The sequence below is a fragment of the Limnofasciculus baicalensis BBK-W-15 genome (genome assembly GCF_024178385.1).
Classification (GTDB): Bacteria; Cyanobacteriota; Cyanobacteriia; order Cyanobacteriales; family Coleofasciculaceae; genus Limnofasciculus; species Limnofasciculus baicalensis.
Genome location: NZ_JAMZMM010000600.1, coordinates 1 through 2,394, shown reverse-complemented (window position 1 = coordinate 2,394; position 2,394 = coordinate 1). Strand labels below are relative to the sequence as shown.

3 protein-coding genes are annotated in these 2,394 nt (G+C 40.5%); all 3 read right to left on the bottom strand.

The window, feature by feature from the left end:
* Positions 1-177: 177 nt before the first annotated feature.
* The gene (gene recO, locus NJ959_RS28585) at positions 178-1,110 is read right to left on the bottom strand and encodes a DNA repair protein RecO (RefSeq protein WP_254015150.1); all 933 of its coding nucleotides are present in this window, start codon (positions 1,108-1,110) and stop codon (positions 178-180) included.
* Between the two features lie 43 nt (positions 1,111-1,153).
* Complete coding sequence (gene deoC / locus NJ959_RS28580) at positions 1,154-1,831, bottom strand: deoxyribose-phosphate aldolase (RefSeq protein WP_254015149.1); 678 nt, start codon at positions 1,829-1,831, stop codon at positions 1,154-1,156.
* A gap of 87 nt (positions 1,832-1,918) precedes the next feature.
* The coding region (locus NJ959_RS28575; protein ID WP_373693731.1) for a DUF29 domain-containing protein at positions 1,919-2,394 on the bottom strand (476 nt) is incomplete at its 5' end.

Below are 2,394 nucleotides of genomic sequence, written 5' to 3'. Positions count from 1 at the left end.
AAATTTATTAAGATTAATTCTCAATACTTGACGAAATTGCGTCGTTTCAGCTATCGTGGTCTAATAATCCAAAGGAGGGCTAATAACCTTTTGTCAGTTCTCTAGTCTATTATGAGTCATTTCAATATTTTAGAACTTGTTTTTGGAAATTTCTAGTTAGATCAGAATTTACTGAATTCAATTTGGGGAAGTCTCAATTAATAAAGTATCGATTAAAGCCGCAGATTTAATTGATTTGCCGAAATGATATTGGGCATAATCTCGTAAAAGTCGCTCCACTTTTGCCCAAGCTGAAGGAATGGCATCGGCGGCGACTAACTGATTTGGCAATAATGACATGAAATCGGGTAACTCGGCGGTGGCTAGCTGCTGAAATAGGGTTAATTCCAGAGCATCAAGTTTGCGATCGATCCTAATGGGAGGAGTAGATTGTTCATCTATCTGATCGGTGGCAGTTGCTTGGGATACTCTTGCTTCTGCTACCGCTACAGGAGTTTGGGCTAGCTGAAGTCGGGATTCATGCTCTGCTAAACTAAATATACCTCCTGTTTCAATACTAAAATCTACTCGCCAATCAGGATGAGTAAAATCTGGCATGAGGGGGTTTTGACTGAGACAACAAACTTGAACTTGAGGGGGAATACCTGCTAGTGCTAATAGGTGAAATATACCATGAGATAGGTAAGCAATAACTAGAGATATTTCTAACTGAGAGCCAGTTTTATTGGGCAACTCATCGATACGCCGTAAATGTTCGTTAAGTAGATCGAATAATTCTACTTGGGGTTGTTCGCTTAAAGCATGACATAGCACTAATTCTGCCAAATATTGACTCGCTGCTAATTTACTTAAATGTTTACTCAATCCGGGGTAAGATTCCAGAGTTTCTGCTTGAGTAATTTTATCTAGCGAGCGCCCTTTTGCCAAGAGCAATTCATTAACTACAAACAATCCCATTCTACCAGCTAATTTCGACTTTTGCTTCCGTGCGCCAGGAGCGACTACCCGAATTAAGCCAAACTCCTTTGTTAAAATGGTCACTAATCTATCTGCCTCACCCAGGGGCATACTTTTCAAATTTATTCCAGTTGCTTTGTAGGTTCGGTTCATTTTTGGTTGCTAATTCAATAGAATAGAGGAAATATAATGACTATTAGCTATCTTCCTCTTCTTCATTTTCAAGTTGTTTTAGTAATTCTATGCCGCGAGAAGTACCGAGCCGAGTTGCACCTGCTATTACTAAATCGAATGCTTGCTCAATGGTGCGAATTCCTCCAGATGCTTTAATCCCAATTTGTCCCCGTGTAATTTTCTTCAATAATTGGACATCAGCCACAGTAGCGCCACCATGGAAACCCGTACTAGTTTTAATAAATTGTACCCCAGCATCCATACAGATTTCCGTTGCTAGTTGTTTTTCGGCATCGGTGAGTAGGTTAGTTTCTAATATTGCTTTAACAGTTTGACCTGTTTCTTCACAAATTTGGGCTATTTCCTGATATAGTTTGTCTGTATTTCCGGTTTTCAATGCGCCTAAGTTAATTACCACATCAAGTTCTGTTGCCCCATTTTCTACTGCTTCTTGGGCTTCGTAAAGTTTAGTAGCTGAGGTATTTGCTCCGGAGGGAAACCCGATGACGGTACAGACTTTCGGTTTCCTACCGCGCAGTAACTCTGTAGCTTGTTTGACGTATATCGGATAGATACAGACTGCCGCGAAGCCATATCTATCTGCTTGTTGACACCACTTTTCCACTTGCTCTGGTGTGGCAGTGGGATTTAGTAATGCGTGATCGATGAGAGGGGCAATATCGATATCGGGGTAGTCCATAATGCGATCGTTGTTAGTTGTTAGTTGTTTGTTGTTGGTGTTTAATTAAATAAACATATAACCAGCGATTAGCCATTACCTCTTCCATCACTCTGGCAAGAAACTAGTATCTAGTACTTGTTCCTCTGTATAAAGAGAATCTATAGGAAAAGTTTTTAGTAGTAACCCTGTTTCATCTGCGGCTTGTTGACGTGCATTTTGGTAACATTCATAAAAGATCTCTTTTAGGTAGGGTTTCAAGCTTGGTGAATCCTTTAAATCATCGTTAATCCGTCTCCGATGTTCGCGAATAGCACCTCGCCAACTACCACTGCGCGATTCTGGTTGATATTGCCATTTGAGGAGATAGAGTAGAAGTACTACGAGATTACTTTTTAGACTTTTCCTCTCCCGTTTAGACATATCTTCAATTTCCTCAAATAAGTTTTGCCAGTCTACGTTGCCGTAGTCTTGGGCACGCAGTTGGGCCAAAGTCGTTTCTACCCAACAGATAAAATCGGTTTCATAGAGACTCTTTTGGCTAGTTTGAAGTTCCGTTTTCATAATGGGGAATGGGGTAATGG

Excerpts from the sequence above, each read along its gene's own strand:
- recO (WP_254015150.1), bottom strand. The coding sequence starts at position 1,110 with ATGAACCGAACCTACAAAGCAACTGGAATAAATTTGAAAAGTATGCCC.
- deoC (WP_254015149.1), bottom strand. The coding sequence starts at position 1,831 with ATGGACTACCCCGATATCGATATTGCCCCTCTCATCGATCACGCATTA.